The sequence below is a fragment of the Pseudomonas syringae group sp. 243L2 genome (assembly GCF_032587875.1).
Classification (GTDB): Bacteria; Pseudomonadota; Gammaproteobacteria; order Pseudomonadales; family Pseudomonadaceae; genus Aquipseudomonas; species Aquipseudomonas amygdali.
In genome coordinates this window covers 1-999 of sequence record NZ_JAWHPL010000018.1, presented here as the reverse complement: position 1 = coordinate 999, position 999 = coordinate 1, and the positions used below count along the sequence as shown (strand labels likewise).

General features: G+C 58.8%; 1 protein-coding gene and 1 pseudogene. Both read left to right on the top strand.

Going from position 1 to position 999, the window contains the following annotated elements; translation table 11 throughout:
• A pseudogene (locus RYB66_RS10300) lies at positions 1 to 386 on the top strand (type VI secretion system tip protein VgrG); the annotation flags it as partial.
• The gene (locus RYB66_RS10295) at positions 383 to 940 is read left to right on the top strand and encodes a DUF4123 domain-containing protein (RefSeq protein ID WP_057405280.1); all 558 of its coding nucleotides are present in this window, start codon (positions 383 to 385) and stop codon (positions 938 to 940) included. The pseudogene RYB66_RS10300 and the gene RYB66_RS10295, both read left to right, overlap by 4 nt.
• The last annotated feature ends 59 nt before the right edge of the window (positions 941 to 999 follow it).

The window sequence follows — 999 nt, the reverse complement described above, 5'->3', positions numbered from 1 at the left end:
TAGTTGATGGGTTACTGGCACACGCCGGGCAGGAAATTCATCTCAAGGCCGGTAATAACGTGGTAATTGAGGCGGGGCTCGAGATCACGGTCAAAGCGGGTGATTCCTTTATCAAGATCGACGCCAGTGGCGTAAGCATTACCGGCCCTCAGATGAAACTCAACTCGGGGGGCAAGCCAACCTTGGGCACCGGCGCATCGCCCGCTTTGCCTGGGCTTGTGAAACAGGCAGATGACAATGGGCCGGGGCAGTTGCTGACGCAGCGCCTGGGTGAACCAGGCCCGATAGTAGAGCTGTGCCAGAAACCCAGGAACGGAACGCCCATGGACTGCCCGCTTGCCGATTGCGGCTGTCGCGGGGCGTTGCTGTCGAGAGGTCGGGCATGAACGTTTACGTGCTGCTGGAGCGCACCGACTCGCTGCTGGAACAACTCTACCAACGGCTGCCCGATCCAGCGCCAGCCGTGTTATTCGACAAGACCGAGCTGGCCACCTACCGGGAGAAAAGTCCGCTTTTTTTGAACACATCAGGCAGCAATACCCTCGTTGAGGCAATGCATGAAGAGCCAGAATCCTGGCCCGGCCTGATCATCGAAAGCCCCTCTCCCGCCGACGTGTTGCTCGGCCATCTGCGGCACATTCTGTTTGTCAGGTTCGAGGGGCAGCGCCGAGGCGTGCTGCGCTATTCACACCCTGTCACTGCCAGCTACTTCTTTACCGTTGATGCGCCTCAATCCATCGCCCAGTGGTTCGGCCCTATTTCCAGGCTTGGCTGGTACGGCGGCACCTGGGAGGACCTTGCACAAGGCAAGCAGCGCTGGTTCGACGTTCGCAATCCACACGCACCTGATTGGCAACCGCCCCAACCTCAAGTGACGTTCGGTTTAAACCAGTGGCAAGAAGACGCGTTGCGGCGCCAGAACAAGGAGTTCTTACAATGACCAGCGGCAGACTGAGCGATGGCCCTTCCTGCGAAATGGACAAACTGATCGTCCAGATC